Source organism: Pseudarthrobacter niigatensis (assembly GCF_030812615.1).
Taxonomy (GTDB): Bacteria; Actinomycetota; Actinomycetes; order Actinomycetales; family Micrococcaceae; genus Arthrobacter; species Arthrobacter niigatensis.
Window position 1 is genome coordinate 93,629 of the sequence record NZ_JAUSTB010000004.1, and the last position, 14,613, is coordinate 108,241.

Genomic DNA, 14,613 nt, shown 5'->3' on the forward strand with positions numbered 1-14,613 from the left:
ACTGTGTAGGCGCTCATGCGTTGGCTCCTGCCTTTTCAGCGGCCGCTTGTCCCGCGGCAACGTTCTGCACGGTGGCCTCGGAGATGGCAAGCGCAAACGTGAGGTCATCGATCAAAGTTTGGGCGGAGGGAGCCTGGCGGGTTCCGCGGGCCAGTTCGGCAAGGTGGCGCCACTCGCCTTCGTAGCCGTTGTGGCCGTAAGGGCCGTAGCTGGTGGCCTGGCCGTCGCGGGAAAAGGTGGCCACAGCGGACCCGGCCTGGACGTAGGACGGCGTGAAGTCGATGTGGAGCGCAGAGTCGTCGGCGATGGCCTCGAAGGTCCACTCCGGCTTCCAGGTGCTGTTCATGACGGCCCGCAGTTCGATCACGCGGGTGGGCGTCCGGAGCGAAACCACGTAGCCGGAGGGCCGCACGTGCCGCGCCTGGAGCACCTCGATGTCGCCGAAGTCCGGGGTGAACCGGCGCACCAGGGGGAGATCGTGGATGGCCAGGCCCATGATCCCGCCCTGCATCAAGGCCTTGATGACCCCGATGTCGGAGTAATCGGGGTTGCCCGCGGCGGGGCGGGTGATGATTTCGGTGGCAAAGTCTTCGAAGCGGGCATTCGGCGGCAGGACGATCGAGGAGCGAAGGGTGTGGACGCGCTCCGGGAGGTCACCCCAGTTCTGTTCCGCCGCCAGCCAGCCGGGATCGAACGTGTGCATGGCTCCCACCACGATCGGCACGCCCGTCGCGGCGCTGGCGTCCGCGATCCTGGCTGCCTCCTCGCCGTTCATGGCGAAGGGCTTCTCGCAGAGGACCGCCTGCTTGCCGGCGCGGCACGCCGCGATGACCTGGTCCGCGTGGAACTGGTGGGGGCTGCAGATGGCGACGATGTCCACGCCGGGGTCGCTCAGCAGGGCGTCCATGCCGGAGCTGGAGACCGCACCGACGCGCGCTGCCACCGAGGAGGCAACCGCAGGGTCCACGTCCATGATGTGCCGTACTTCCAGGATGTCCTGGAGCCGGGCCAGAGCCGGAAGGTGGATGGCCTGGGTGACCGGCCCGGCGCCGAGGATGCCGACGCCCAGGGGCCGTTCTGCTGGCGCTTCGATGTGGGACAAGTTCTATTACCTCTTTGTAAGGCGGACTCTGGAGTACCGGAGGGATCAGCGCGGCGGATGGTTGCCATCGGAACCGCGAATGTGCCCTGAATCACAACGTAGATGTACTTTTGACGCGCGTCAAGCAAAAGTTGTTTGTTTCGCGTCATTCTTCTGCTGTGGTGACAGCACTAAGTAACAGTGTTATGACTTAGACATGACTTCAACGACGGGCAGGCAGGCCGGAAAAGACTCCGACGTCGGCAGCCTGTCGCGTGCCGGGGACCTGTTCCAACTGCTCCGCGACGGCAGGGCCCGCACCCGCGCCGAGCTTGCCCTGAGCACCGGGCTGGCCCGCTCCACGGTGGCCTCCCGGATCGATGCGCTCATGCTGTCCGGCCTGGTGGGCCCGGCAGGGGAAGCCCTCTCCAGCGGCGGCAGGCCGCCGTCGCGCTTTGCCTTCAACCCGTCTGCCCGCCTGGTGCTGGCCGTGGACGTGGGCGCCACGCACGTCATCGTTGCACTGACGGACCTTGGTGGAAACATCCTGGCCGAACACCGGCTGGCGCAGCAGGTGGCCGACGGGCCGGAAGCCGTGCTGGACCAGGTGGTGGCGCAGGGCAAGGAACTGCTGGCGTCCACCGGACGGACCGTTGCGGAACTGGCCGGGATCGGCATCGGGCTGCCCGGGCCGGTGGAACATGACACCGGCAAGCCCGTCAAGCCGCCCATCATGCCGGGCTGGGACGGGTTCGACGTGGTCAGCTACGTCCAGCAGTCCCTGCCCGTCCACGTTCTGGTGGACAACGACGTGAACATCATGGCGCTTGGGGAGCAGTCCGCGCACTGGCCCGAACACAGCAACTTCTTCTTCGTGAAGGTGGCCACTGGCATCGGCTCCGGCATTATCAGCAACGGCCAACTCCAGCGCGGGGCCAATGGCACGGCGGGGGACCTTGGCCACGTCCAGGTGGCACGGGGCGCGGATGTCCTCTGCGCCTGCGGAAACTATGGGTGCCTGGAGGCGCTGGCGTCCGGTCCCGCCGTCGTGCGTTCCCTGAAGGAGCAGGGACTGGACGTGGCCAGGGGCGCGGACGTGCTCCGGCTCGCCGCAGACGGCAACCTGCAGGCCATCCAGGCCCTGCGCCAGGCCGGCCGGGACATCGGCGAGGTACTGGCCACGGTGGTCAACCTGCTCAATCCGTCCGTCATCGTGGTGGGCGGAAGCGTGGGCGAAACAGGAGAGCACCTGGTGGCCGGCATCCGCGAGGTGGTGTACCGGCGCTCGCCGCCACTGGCCACCTCCCACCTGCGCATCAATGTCTCCCGCGCCGGAAGCCAGGCCGCCGTGCTCGGGGCAAGCCAGCTGGTCACCCAGTACGTGCTCTCGCCTGCCATCATTGAAGCCACGCTGTCAGGCGCCATCGCCGGGTAGCGCCGGGGCGGTGCCCGGCGCCATCCGGCGGCTTCTTACGCCTCCGCCTCCGGTTCGGGCGCCTCGGTCAACAGCAGGGCCGTTCCGCCGTAGGCAGGCAGCTCGAGGAAGAAGCTGTGCAGGTCGTCCACCTGCGCCACGGTCTCCCCACTGAACAGGTCCTGGACGTTGGCGCCGGATGGCAGTTCGTTGGACTGGATGCTGCCGGTGATGTCCTGGCCGGAGAAGTTCAGGGCAGTGACCTGCAGGGCCCCGTCCTTCAGCCGGTTGACCAGCACCAGCGCGGCGCGGTTGGAGACGTCCGGCACGTCCAGGAGGGTGCCGGTGGCGATCCCGTTTTCCTCGCGCACGGCGAGGATCCGCTGCAGCCGCCGTGCGAATGAGTCCTGGTCCTGCAGCTGGTCCGGCAGTGAACCGTACAGGCTGCGGGCCCTCGGCATTCCCGCCGATGAGTTGGTGGCGTCCGGGCTGGTTCCCATGAGGTCGTGGGCGCCGCGGTTGATCCAGCGCGTGTCACCCTGTGACGTGAGCTCGCCCACGCTGCTGCGGTCCAGTGCCAGGATGCCGGTGAGGTCCCAGCCGGACAGGGCAAAGACGCCGGGCTGCAGGGCGTTGTACATGGCCAGGAGCAGGTGCACATCCCGGATCTGCGCCTCCTGCTCCGGGGTGACGGCGGCCGGGTCCTTGATCCCCAGGGCGGCCATGATGAAGCTGACCGTGGTGCAGGCGATGCCGTTGGTGGTGAACACGGCATTGTAGGGCGCATTCTCGCCGGTGAGCCGGTCCCGCAGGGTCTGCTGCACGTTCTCGGCCAGCTGGCCGCCCGTGAGTTCCTCGCCGTTAAGCTCGAACATCTCGTCCCGGTGGCCGGCGGCGAAGTGCAGCAGTTCGTAGGTGAGTTCGTCATGGTTCTGCAAAGCGTGCACCAGTGAGGCCTGGTCCACCCCGATTTCCATGGACAGGCGGAGGGTCAGCCGCAGGAACTCGGTATCGGCGGTGACCAGCGCGTAGTGGTACGCCGGCCGGGTGATGAAGTCGTAGGAGAGGTCCGGGCCTGCCTCCGAGGTTGCCTTGATGTCATCAATGGTCAGGTTCAGCTCCTGGAAGGAGAATCCGCCCACCTTGCGGATCATGGAGCCGATGAGCTGGTTGGCGGCCTCGGACAACGGGTGGCCTTCGGACCAGCCGGGCTGCTCTTCGGCGCTCTTCTCCACGCCCAGGAAGCCGTTGGCGTCGAGGCGCAGCGCCCCCGTGCCAAGGTCCACCAGCGAGTGCAGGGCGTCGCCCACCACCAGGCGCATCCCGGCGAACGTTGGGTCAAGCCAGTTAATGGAGGGCTGGCCGGCCTTGAAGTAGTGCAGGTAGACCCAGCGGCGGGTCTTGCCGGTGGTGTCCACAATGGGCCGCGTGGCACTCCAGTTGGTTTCCTTGACGCCGGGCTCGTAGAAGATGACCCGCTGCAGCCGGCCGATGATGTAGCCGGCCTTCTGGAGCGCCTGCTCCGAGTCGGGGCTGAGGTTGACCGAGTCTGCGCCTTCCGGGACGTCCGGGAGCAGGTTCCAGTCCTCTTCCGGAATGTCCACCATGTGGTAGATCCCCGGGTAATCGCGGAAATTCATCTCTGCCAGGCGGAAGTCCGCGCCCTTTCCGGTGTGGCCGGGGACGATGTCGTCAATGACGGTGCCGTCGTGCTCCGCGGCCACCTCGCACATACTGCGGAACTCTTCCTCGGTGCCGAAGACGGGGTCGATCGCCATGCTGATGCGGTCAAAGTGCCCGTCCACGCTGGGCGTGTGGGACCAGCCGCTGATGCCGCCGGCGAGCTTCACGGGCCCGGTGTGGATCCCGCGGATCCCGATCTCGCGGAACGCCTTCCACATTTCGGGGTCGCCAAGGGCGGACAGGAATGACTGGCCGGTCCGGGTGATGAAGGACAGCGGGTAGGCGGTGAACCATACGGAGGCGCGTTCGACGGCGGCCCGCGGGTTGGGGTGCGCGTACGAGTTCTGCCACATGCTGGCCTGGCCGGACAGCTGCCGTGCCAGCGTGTTCGCGTCACCGAGCATGGCCTGGTTCCGCAGCCACTCCACGTATGCCGCGTTACGCCCGTCGAATTCGAAGGATGGCCGGCTGCCCACGAACTGCCGCCGGCGCGCGATGGGACGCAGGGCCTTGGGGCGGGCCGCGAAGAACTGCTCGTCGAACGTGACCTCAAGGTCCGGTGACGGCTCCGCCGCGTCCTCTTCCACTTCCACGCTGGCCTGCGCGGAATCATCCGCTTCCGAAGTACGCTCGCTGGTGCCCGGCTCCCGCATAAGCTCCTCTTTCCGTTGCTCGTTTCCGTGCTGGCATGGATGCTCCAAGACCCCTTGCCCAAGGTCAGGTACCCAAGCGAGCAGGGAGTATTCGGTGTTCCCTCTCCCGATGCTACTGCCCGGCGGAGCCGGCGGAAGGGACAAACGTGCCGGGCTGGCGGATGCCTTGCCCGATCTGCCGGCCGATGTCGCGGCCGATCCGGGTGAGCAGGGCTGCGGACAGTAGAGGGTCCTTGGCGGAATCCCGGCTGGTGTAGTCAGCCAGGGCGTAGACCTGCGCCAGGGACAGGTCCGCCCAGCGTTCCCGGGGGAGCAGGGAGCGGCCGGCCACGGCGATGAGGGTGCGGGTGCCGGAGCGGCGGGCCACCGCGGCGGGCAGTTTGCCGGCGAGGGTCTGCGCATCGATGCTGCCTTCGCCCGTGATGACGACGTCGCAGCCGGCCTTGCGGGCATCGAAGTCCAGCAGGTCCAGGAAGAAGTCCGCTCCGGAGACCTGGCGCGCGCCCAGGAGCAGGCAGGCGAATCCGATTCCCCCGGCGCTGCCGGCTCCGTCATGCCGTGCCAGGCTGGCCGCGGCCCCAAACCCTGCGTCCGCCATCCTGCCAACGAAGTGTTCCAGCCCGGCGTCGAGGGCCGCGACATCCGCCGGGCCGGCGCCTTTTTGCGGCCCGAAGACGGCCGCTGCCCCGGCTGGCCCGGTCAGGGGGTTGGAGACGTCGCTGGCGACCACCAGTTCCGTCCCTGCCAGGCCTGGCAGGAGGGAACCGCGGACGGCGTGGATGCTGCCGAGTGCATGGCCGGTCCCCGGCAGTACCGTGCCGTCGGCTGCGAGGAAGGCGTATCCCAGGGCGGACAGCATTCCCATGCCGCCGTCCGTGCTGGCGCTCCCGCCCAGAGCCAGCACGATCCGCGCGGGCGACAGGCCCAGGGCGAACCGGACTGCCTCACCGAAACCGCGGCTGGATGCATTGAGGGCATCCAGGGAGCCGTCCGCCAGGAGCGCGATCCCGCAGGTGTTGGCGACTTCCACGACGGCTGTGACGCCGTCGAAGGCGATGGACGACTGGACCCTTTGCCCTGTGGGGCCCGTGACGGAGCAGGTGTGCCGGGCGAAGCCGGCTGAGACAGCGGCGTCCACGCTGCCGTCCCCGCCGTCGGCCAGCGGCAGCAGCTCGCATTCGATGGCCCCGGGGGCCCCGGCGGTGGACCGGAGCCCGGCCGCCAGGGCTTGTGCCACCTCGCCTGCGGTGAGGCTGCCCTTGAATTTGTCGGGTGCGATCAGGGCACGGACCGTGGTGGTGTTGACGGGCATGTCAGGCCGTTTCGGAGTAGGCGGGGTGGCGGGCAGGCAGGGAAGGCTCGACGCCGGTCGCGCCTTCCTGGAGGGCAGGCTCCTTGTGGGGGTGGGCGCCTGAACCGTCGGTGGCCTCGAGGTGGCCCGGCGCCGTGACGGGAAGCGGGTCCACGGCTTCGCCGGCGAAGACGCGGCGCACACGGTCGGCGTCGAGGGTGCGGTCCCACCAGGCGATGAACAGGGTGGCCACGGCGTTGCCCGTGAAGTTGACCAGGGCCCGGCATTCGGACATGAACTTGTCAATGCCGAAGATCAGCATGATTCCGGCGGCGGGGATGGTGCCGATGGTGGCCAGGGTGGCGGTGAGGGCGATGAAGCCGCCGCCGGCGACTCCTGCCGCACCCTTGGAGGTGAGCAGCATGACCGCGAGCAGGCCCAGCTGCTGGCCAATGCTCAGGTGGGTGTTGGTGGCCTGGGCAATGTAGAGGGCGGCCAAAGACAGGTAGATGGCGGCGCCGTCCAGGTTGAAGCTGTAGCCGGTGGGGACCACCAGGCCGACCGTTTCCTTCTTGACACCGGCATTCTCAAGCTTGCGCATCAGGCCGGGAAGGGCGGGCTCGGCGGTGGAGGTGCCGAGGATGAGCATGTACTCCTCCTTGAGGTGCCGGATCATGCTGAAGATGTTCAGCTTCAGGAACGCCATGACCGAGCCGAGCACCACCACGACGAACAGGATGGATGTGGCGTAGAACAGGGCGATCAGGCCGCCCATGCTGGTGAGCGATGAGACGCCGTACTTGCCCACGGCAAAGGCCATGGCGCCGAAGGCTCCCAGGGGCGCGGCCTTCATGATGAAGCCGAGGATCTTGAACATGACCCCGGTCAGTCGCTGCACCCCGTCCAGGACCGGGGCGCCCACCTTGCCCATGGCGTTCAGGGCGATCCCGAAGACCACCGCAATGAAGATGATTTGCAGGATGTCGCCAACCACGAAGGGCTGGACCACGCTGGTGGGGATGATGTTGGTGATGAACTGCCACCATTCCTGGTGCTGCCCCGCATCGATCAGCTTGGCGGCCGAGTCCGAGGTCTTGATGGCACCGGGATCGGCGTTCACGCCTTCGCCGAGCCGGAAGACGTTGATGGCCACCAGGCCGAATGCCAGGGCGCAGATGGTGCCGACCTGGAAGTAGGTCAGCGCCTTCAGCCCGGTCATGCCCACCTTCTTCAGGTCCGCCACGCTGGCGATGCCGCCGACGATCGTGAGGAACACGATGGGCCCGATGAGCATCTTCATCGCGTTCACGAAAGTGGTGCCGATCGGTTCCATGGCGATACCGGTTGCCGGGGCAAGCCAGCCGACCAGGATGCCGATGACGATCGCCGTCAGTACCCAAAAGTAGAGCTGGCGGTACCACCGGGTTTTCGGGGCCGCTGTTGTAGCCGCGGCGGTGCTGGTGTGGTCCATGATTCCTACCTCATTGTGGAATGTCGCTGGAGGATGTTCTGAAGAAAGTTGATACGGGGCGGCCGGCGGTACTGCTTCACCGGCCGCCCCGTGCCTGGAATCGGCAACCGGATGGCGGCGCCGGAGGTTGCTGCGCGCCTAGACCGCTGCCGGAGTGAGCGTCAGGGCCTTGATGATGGCTTCGGTGACGTCCTCGGTGTTTGCCTTGCCCCCCACATCGCGGGTCAGGTGGCCAGCGCCGGTGGCCGCTTCGATGGCGGCTTCCACCTGGCGGGCTTCCGCGTGCAGGCCGAAGTGGTCCAGCATCAGGGCGGCGCTGGCGATCGCGCCGATCGGGTTGCTGATGCCCTGGCCGGCGATGTCCGGTGCGGAGCCGTGGACGGGTTCGAACATTGACGGGAAGCGGCGCTCCGGGTTCAGGTTGGCGCTGGCCGCCAGGCCCAGGCTGCCGGCCAGCGCCGAGCCGAGGTCGGAGAGGATGTCGGCGTTCAGGTTGGAGGCGACGACGACGGAGAGGTCCTCGGGCTTGAGGATGAACTTGGCGCTCATGGCATCCACCAGGACGCTTTCGGTCCGGACATCCGGGTAGTCCAGGGCGACGCGGTGGAAGACCTCGTCCCACAGGACCATCCCGTACTGCTGCGCGTTGGACTTGGTGACCGAGGAAACCTTCTTGACGGTCCGGGTCCGGGCCAGGTCGAAGGCGAACCGCATGATGCGCTCGCAGCCCTTCTCGGTGAACAGCGCGGTCTGCAGCGCCACCTCGTTGCCGGGGCCGCGCCCACTGAGGTTCCGGCCGCCGAGGCCGGCGTATTCACCCTCGCTGTTCTCGCGGACCACCACCCAGTCCAGTTCGGTGGTGTCGGCCTTGCGGAGCGGGGACTGCACGCCGGGGAGGAACTTCACCGGGCGGATGTTGGCCCACTGGTCGAAGTTCTGGGTGATGTTCAGGCGCAGGCCCCAGAGGCTGATGTGGTCCGGGACGTTTTCCCAGCCGACGGCGCCGAAGTAGATGGCGTCGAAGTCCTTCAGGGCGTCCAGGCCCTTGGGGTCCATCATCTGGCCGGTCCTGGCGTAGTACTCGCTGCCCCAAGGGAACTCGGTCCAGTCGAACGCAAATTTTCCATTCGAGTTTCCAGCCAGGGCGTCCAGGACGCGGCGTCCGGCGGATACCACTTCCTTGCCCACGCCGTCGGCCGGGATTGAAGCGATGCTGAATGTCTGGTTGGCGCTCATTTGCCTACCTCCTCGTTGAGTGCGGGCAGTGTGCGGGTGTCGCCCCGGTCACACTGTTTTCTTCCTCCTCAAGTAGACGGGCGCGGCGGGGTGGGCGTCCAAGACCAAGATTCGATCCGCCAGATAGGTTGCGCCTATCAATCGCCGCCGGTGCTTACTGGGCGTGGTCCTTGGCCACCTGCAGGAAGGCCCGCGCCGCGGGCGTGAGATCGTCCTTGCGGCTCAGGATGGCCACCTCCAGGTGGGAAACCGGCTCAATGAGGAGCGTGCGCAGCCCGGCCTTCCCGGCGGTGGGGGCCCACGAGGAAGGCATCACCGCGTGCCCCACCCCTGCCAGCACGAGGGGCAGGACCGAGGTACGGTGGGCCACTTCCACGACGATCTCGGCATTGACTCCGCGCGCCAGGGCATCATCCACCAGCCAGCGCATCAGGGATCCCCGCTGGCTGGCGATGAGCCGGTGCCCGTTCAGGTCCTCCCGCGCGATGGCCTCTCCCGGGCCGAAGGTGTCTGCCTGCGGATTGACGATCAGGATCAGCGGCTGGCGCTCCAGCGCAAGCACTTCCACCCCGGGCACCCGGATGGCGGTGGCAGCACCGGCCAGTCCGATCTCGGTGCTGCCGTTACGCACCGATTCGATGACCTCCTCCGGCGTGAAGGCTGCCTCCACGTTCAATCTGACTGACGGGTAGGACCGGGTAAACGCGGCGATCATCGAGGTCAGGGGTTCGATTCCGGGCGAGGGCATGGTGACAATGTCCAGCTGCCCACTGCGGACGCCGCGCAATGCCTGAACCGCGGATTGCGCGGCGTCCAGGTCCCGCATCACCAGCCGCGCCGGCCCTACCAGCTCCTTGCCTGCGTCGCTGAGGACGGCGCGGCGGCCTATCCGGTGGAACAACGGAACTCCCAGCTCCTTTTCCAGGCCTGCAATGGTCTGCGACAGCGAGGGCTGGGCGATCAACAGGTGTTCGGCCGCGCGGTTGAACCCGCCTTGGTCCACCACCGCCAGGAAATACTTCAGCTTCCGGGTGTCCAAACGGGGCTCCTCTCCGGCCGGGCCTGTGCTGCGGTGCAGCTGTTGCCGTACAGGGGGACCATATCAGCGAACCATTTCCCCCTCTTTAGGCTTATTTCTGCCGCCACTCCCGCCAGGCCCCGGTTCGGACGTATTCTTGGAACCAGGTTTTGTAGTAGGCCGAAGCGCTTCGAACAGGGCTGGAACATGGCGGCTGAACCTTCGGGGCAGGTTGGCTGGGGGCTGCTTCCAGTTACCCCGGAGCCGGTCTTCGACAGCAAGGATGTCGAAACCTTCCTCCGGGAAGTCACCCATGACTTCATGAGCGATATCAAGGGTGAACGCCGCGGTATTGGCTGGGCCGCCACGCTCTTCCGCCTGGGCCAGGGACGCACGCTTGCGGCCAGCACGGAGCAGGCGCGGGAGGCGGACCGGGAACAGTGCTCGTTCGCCGACGGGCCCGTCATGGAGGCCATGCGCACCGAGGCATTCGTCCTGGTATCGGATCTGAGCCGTGACCGGCGGTGGCCCGGTTACGCGAGTGCGGCGTCGGGCCACGGGGTGAAGTCGATGCTTTCGGTGCCCATCATGGCCGAAGGCGGGACGAGCGCCGCCGTCACCTTCTACGCGGGCGTGCCGCACGCGTTTACCAGCGACGACCTGGTCAGGGTTCGGGGCTATGCGCGCCAGATGGCCCGGGCCCTTCGCCTCGTGTTCCGCGTGGCCGAGAGGGCGGAAACGACAGCCGGCCTCGCCGTCGTCCAAAGCTCCCTGGTCCTGGTGGACCTGGCCGTGCGCAGCCTCACCAGCGAATACGGCCTCAGCAGGGAGGCCGCGCTGCTTTTCCTGCAGACGCAGGCACTGCACCATGAGCTTGACCTCCGGGACGCGGCCCTGAATGTCGTGGCCCCGGGGGCCGGCCGGGACCGGAGCGGCGCACCGCCGCCCGTGTTGCGGCAGGAAGCGTACGACGGCGTCGCGGAGCTTCCGCGTCCGTCGGCGGCGGGGCGGGGCTTTCCAACCGGAAAGCAACCCCGCAGGAACGCTGCGGCGAAGACGGAAACCCCGCCTCCCGCAGAAGGGAGGACAGCATGACCATCCAGAAGCAGGAGCCGCGTTTCATCGCGGCCGGGCCGGACAGCCACCCCTGGCGCCGGTTCGTTGCCCTGGGAGACTCCTACACCGAAGGAATCGGCGACCCGGAACCGCTCAGCCTGGGCGGGCTACGGGGTTGGGCGGACCGCGTGGCCGAGGAGCTGGCGTCCGGCCGTGCCGACTTTGCGTACGCCAACCTTGCCATCCGGGGACTGCTGCTGCGGCAGATCCTCGACGGGCAACTGGCCGCGGCGCTGTCCCTGAAGCCGGACCTTGTCGCTATTGCCGCCGGTGGCAACGACATCATCTTCAGGCACGGCGATCCCGACAAGCTGGCCGGGAAGCTGGACCAGGCCATCGGCACGCTCGCAGCCACCGGTGCCACCGTGCTCCTGTTTGCGGGCCCGGACTGGGGCAACACGCCGGTGTTCGGCAAGATCCGCGGCCGCGTGGCCATCTACAACGAGCACCTGCACACCATCGGGGCCCGGCACCACGCCATCATGGTTGACCTGTGGTGCCTGCCGGAGCTTCAGCACGCGTCAATGTGGGACCCCGACCGGCTGCATCTGTCGCCGCTGGGCCACCATGCCGTCGCCGTGGCAACCCTGAATGCGCTGGGCGTGGAGCATGCGCTCAAGCCGTTGCAGCCCAGGCCGCTGCCGGCGCACGGGTGGACGCAGGCCCGGGCCGAGGACCTGGTGTGGGCGCGGCAGTACTTCATGCCGTGGGTGCTCAAGCAGCTGCGGCCCCATCAGGCCGACGCGCTGGCGGCGAAGCGGCCGCAGCCCGGCCCGGTCTTCGGCCAAGGCCGTCCGGGGCCATTCCCGCCGGGCCACCCCGCGGCCGGCCTGAACCCCGGTATGGCGGGTGGACCGGCGCCTCAGGGGCAGGCCGCCTAGTTCCTGGTACCGGCAGCGCGGTGCCTGCGGTGGTCCCCCACCAGGGCGACGAGCGCAGGCACTCCAGCCAACAGGCCCGGAACGGCCAGCAGCAGGCCGTATTCGGGGAGCAGCGCAGAAGCTGCCGCTGCGGTGACGGCTGCAACCAGGGCCGCGATGAGGGCGCCGGACAAACGCCTTCGGACGTCTCTGGCGTTGAAGAAGCGGAAACCGCCGAGGCCCGCGGTGACCGCGGCGAAGGTAATAATGCTCCCGGTCAGGAAGCCGGCGCCCGGGCCTGGAGCATCCTTGAGCCGGTCAATCAGGGCAATTGGCACGGCCAGCATCCAGGCGCTGAGCAGGACCGCGAGGACGCATCCTGCCACGCGGCTCCGAGGTGCCGGACCCAGGGTGTAGATCTGCTCTGCTGGCAGGTCGGCCTGCTGGACGTGGCGGCGGTTTGCAGGCGGCGGCGATTTCGGCAGGCGCATGAAACTCTCAAGCATTGATCCCCCAGACGTAGTGCTTGACGTCTTTTCAACCTACACGGGATGCCGGGAGGGGCAATCTGAACAGGGGGTCAGCGCTTCTTGGGGCCGCGCTTCGAGGCTGCGTTCAGCGCCGACTTCACGGCGGGAGGCAGGACGCCCTGCTCCGTTTCGGGCTCGGCCACTGTTCCGCGCGCCTTCGCGATGGCCTTCATGCCGTGGTAGATCACCAGCGCGGCAGCGGAACCGAGGGCGATGCCGGTGAACTTCAGGTCCCCAATGGTCCAGGTGTAGTCAGCGATGCCGATGATCAGGGCGACGGCGGCGGTGGTCAGGTTGATGGGGTTCGAAAAGTTGACCTTGTTCTGGACCCAGATCTTCACGCCGAGGATGCCGATCATGCCGTACAGCATGGTGGCTGCGCCGCCCAGCACGCCTGCCGGGACCGTGGCGATCAGTTCGCCGAACTTCGGCGAGAAGCTGAGCAGGATGGCGAACATCCCCGCCACCCAATAGGCCGCCGTCGAATACACCTTGGTGGCCGCCATGACGCCGATGTTTTCCGCGTAGGTGGTGGTGCCCGAACCGCCGCCAAAGCCAGCCAGGACGGTAGCGGCACCGTCGGCCATCAGCGCCCGTCCGGAGACGCCGTCGAGGTTCTGCCCCGTCATGGCGGCCACGGACTTTACGTGGCCTATGTTCTCCGCCACCAGCACCAGGACCACCGGGACGAACAGCCCCAAAACGCCGAGGTGGAACTCGGGAGTCTGGAAGTGCGGCAGGCCGACCCAGGCTGCGGCGTCCATCTTGTCGTACTTCACCTCGCCTCGGAGCATGGCCACCAGGTAACCCACCACGACGCCCACCAGGATGCTGAGCCGGCCGAGGATTCCGCGGAACAGGACGCTGACAAGGATGATGGTGGCCAGCGTGACGACGGCGGTGATGGGTGCGGCGTCGAAGTTCTGCTTGGCTGCGGGGGCAAGGTTCAGGCCGATCAACGCAACGATGGCCCCAGTGACGATCGGCGGCATCAGCCGGTTGATCCAGCCGGCGCCGAACTTCTGCACCACGGCACCCACCAGGGCCAGTGTGGTTCCCGCCAGCACGACGCCGCCCAGCGCGCCAGGGATGCCGAACTGCGCCTGCGAGGCCGTGATGGGCGCGATGAACGCAAAGCTGGAGCCAAGGTAGCTGGGCACCCGGCCCTTGGTGACCACCAGGAATAGCAGCGTGCCGATGCCCGAGAAGAACAGCGTGGTGGCGGGCGGCATCCCGGTGATGATGGGAACCAGGAAGGTGGCGCCGAACATGGCCACCACGTGCTGCATGCCCACCCCTATGGTCAGGGGCCACGCCAGGCGCTCATCGGGGGCCACCACCTGGCCGGGCTTGATGGTTTTGCCGGTGCCGTGCAGCTTCCATTTGATTCCGAGCATGCTCATGGGAAGGAATGCCTTTCAGGGGGTGCCGCGAGGGGGCGAAGATCAACTCGGTCCAGAATACCGCCAAGTTTCCGCGCGCACCCGCTGTGGCCAAGGTCACCCCTGATGCGGGAAGAGCCAACGGTCAGTTGAAGTTGCAACTATGGAAAGCAACCAGGGGCCACCGCGGCAAGGCGGGTGACCCGCAGCGAAAGGTACGCCAATGACCATTGCCCATGAAGAAGCGGTTATCGATTCGGCAGCCGTGGACGCCATTTTCGCCCGGGCCCGCACCGCCAACTCCTTCACCGGCGAGGTGACCGAGGAGCAGGCCCAGGCCATCTACGAACTCACCAAGTTCGGCCCCACCGCCTTCAACTCCCAGCCGCTGCGCGTCACCTACGTCCGCTCGGCCGAGGCCCGCGCCACCCTGGTTAACGCCCTGTCCCGTGGCAACCAGGCCAAGACCGCCTCCGCACCGCTCGTGGCCATCCTCAGCTACGACACCGACTGGGCCGGCAAGTGGGACAACTTCCTCCCCGGCTACAACGCCCCCAAGGCCATGTACGACGCGGACCCCGCACTCGCGGCCGCCACGGGCAACAACAACGCCCACCTGCAGGCCGGCTACTTCATCCTGGCCGTCCGCTCGCTTGGCTTCGCCGCAGGTCCCATGACCGGCGCCGACTTCGCCGCGATTGACGCCGCCTTCTTCCCGGCCGGCGGCCAGAAGAGCTTCCTGGTGGTCAACATCGGCCAGCCCGGTGAGGAAGCCTGGGGCGACGCAAAGCCCAAGTACTCCTACGGTGAGGCCGTCCGCACCGTCTGACGCCCCATCACTTCCTGCGTGTTTTCTCCAAACGCCCCATCACCTGGTG

General features: G+C 67.4%; 12 protein-coding genes. 4 read left to right on the forward strand and 8 right to left on the reverse strand.

Features of this window, described 5'->3' with window-relative positions:
* Positions 1-13: 13 nt before the first annotated feature.
* Positions 14-1,102, reverse strand: a complete 1,089-nt coding sequence (locus tag J2T23_RS07585) for a Gfo/Idh/MocA family protein (RefSeq protein WP_370871422.1) — start codon at positions 1,100-1,102, stop codon at positions 14-16.
* A 196-nt stretch (positions 1,103-1,298) separates the two neighbouring features.
* Between J2T23_RS07585 and J2T23_RS07590 the strand changes: the two genes are divergently transcribed.
* On the forward strand, positions 1,299-2,516 hold the full coding sequence (locus tag J2T23_RS07590; RefSeq protein WP_307358622.1) for an ROK family transcriptional regulator: 1,218 nt from the start codon (positions 1,299-1,301) through the stop codon (positions 2,514-2,516).
* Between the two features lie 35 nt (positions 2,517-2,551).
* Here J2T23_RS07590 and treS read toward each other — a convergent pair whose 3' ends face one another.
* From treS to J2T23_RS07615, 5 genes are all read right to left on the reverse strand, one after another.
* A complete protein-coding gene (gene treS, locus J2T23_RS07595; protein WP_307358623.1) occupies positions 2,552-4,831 on the reverse strand; it encodes a maltose alpha-D-glucosyltransferase in 2,280 nt (759 codons plus the stop codon).
* Positions 4,832-4,943: 112 nt separating this feature from the next.
* Complete coding sequence (locus J2T23_RS07600) at positions 4,944-6,143, reverse strand: glycerate kinase (protein WP_307358625.1); 1,200 nt, start codon at positions 6,141-6,143, stop codon at positions 4,944-4,946.
* Position 6,144: 1 nt separating this feature from the next.
* Positions 6,145-7,593: a C4-dicarboxylate transporter DctA gene (gene dctA / locus J2T23_RS07605; protein ID WP_246839807.1), complete on the reverse strand. Its 1,449-nt coding sequence runs from the start codon at positions 7,591-7,593 to the stop codon at positions 6,145-6,147.
* A 138-nt stretch (positions 7,594-7,731) separates the two neighbouring features.
* Positions 7,732-8,829: a tartrate dehydrogenase gene (locus tag J2T23_RS07610; RefSeq protein ID WP_141158627.1), complete on the reverse strand. Its 1,098-nt coding sequence runs from the start codon at positions 8,827-8,829 to the stop codon at positions 7,732-7,734.
* 154 nt (positions 8,830-8,983) lie between these two features.
* Entirely contained in the window at positions 8,984-9,868 is an 885-nt protein-coding gene (locus J2T23_RS07615; RefSeq protein ID WP_141182973.1) for a LysR family transcriptional regulator, read from the reverse strand.
* Between the two features lie 186 nt (positions 9,869-10,054).
* On the opposite strand from J2T23_RS07615, the gene J2T23_RS07620 reads away from it, so the two are divergent.
* Both J2T23_RS07620 and J2T23_RS07625 read left to right on the forward strand, forming a co-directional pair.
* Complete coding sequence (locus J2T23_RS07620) at positions 10,055-10,942, forward strand: GAF domain-containing protein (protein WP_307358628.1); 888 nt, start codon at positions 10,055-10,057, stop codon at positions 10,940-10,942.
* Complete coding sequence (locus tag J2T23_RS07625) at positions 10,939-11,844, forward strand: SGNH/GDSL hydrolase family protein (RefSeq protein ID WP_307358631.1); 906 nt, start codon at positions 10,939-10,941, stop codon at positions 11,842-11,844. The genes J2T23_RS07620 and J2T23_RS07625 overlap by 4 nt, the downstream gene beginning before the upstream one ends.
* On the opposite strand, the gene J2T23_RS07630 is transcribed toward J2T23_RS07625, so the two are convergent.
* Together J2T23_RS07630 and J2T23_RS07635 are read right to left on the reverse strand one after the other, a co-directional pair.
* Positions 11,841-12,329, reverse strand: coding sequence for a hypothetical protein (locus J2T23_RS07630; protein WP_307358633.1), 489 nt, complete (start codon positions 12,327-12,329; stop codon positions 11,841-11,843). The two genes, J2T23_RS07625 and J2T23_RS07630, sit on opposite strands and share 4 nt — an antisense overlap.
* A gap of 74 nt (positions 12,330-12,403) precedes the next feature.
* The gene (locus tag J2T23_RS07635; RefSeq protein ID WP_307358637.1) at positions 12,404-13,756 is read right to left on the reverse strand and encodes a uracil-xanthine permease family protein; all 1,353 of its coding nucleotides are present in this window, start codon (positions 13,754-13,756) and stop codon (positions 12,404-12,406) included.
* Between the two features lie 202 nt (positions 13,757-13,958).
* Between J2T23_RS07635 and J2T23_RS07640 the strand changes: the two genes are divergently transcribed.
* Positions 13,959-14,564, forward strand: coding sequence for a malonic semialdehyde reductase (locus J2T23_RS07640; protein WP_141158622.1), 606 nt, complete (start codon positions 13,959-13,961; stop codon positions 14,562-14,564).
* Positions 14,565-14,613 lie beyond the last annotated feature (49 nt).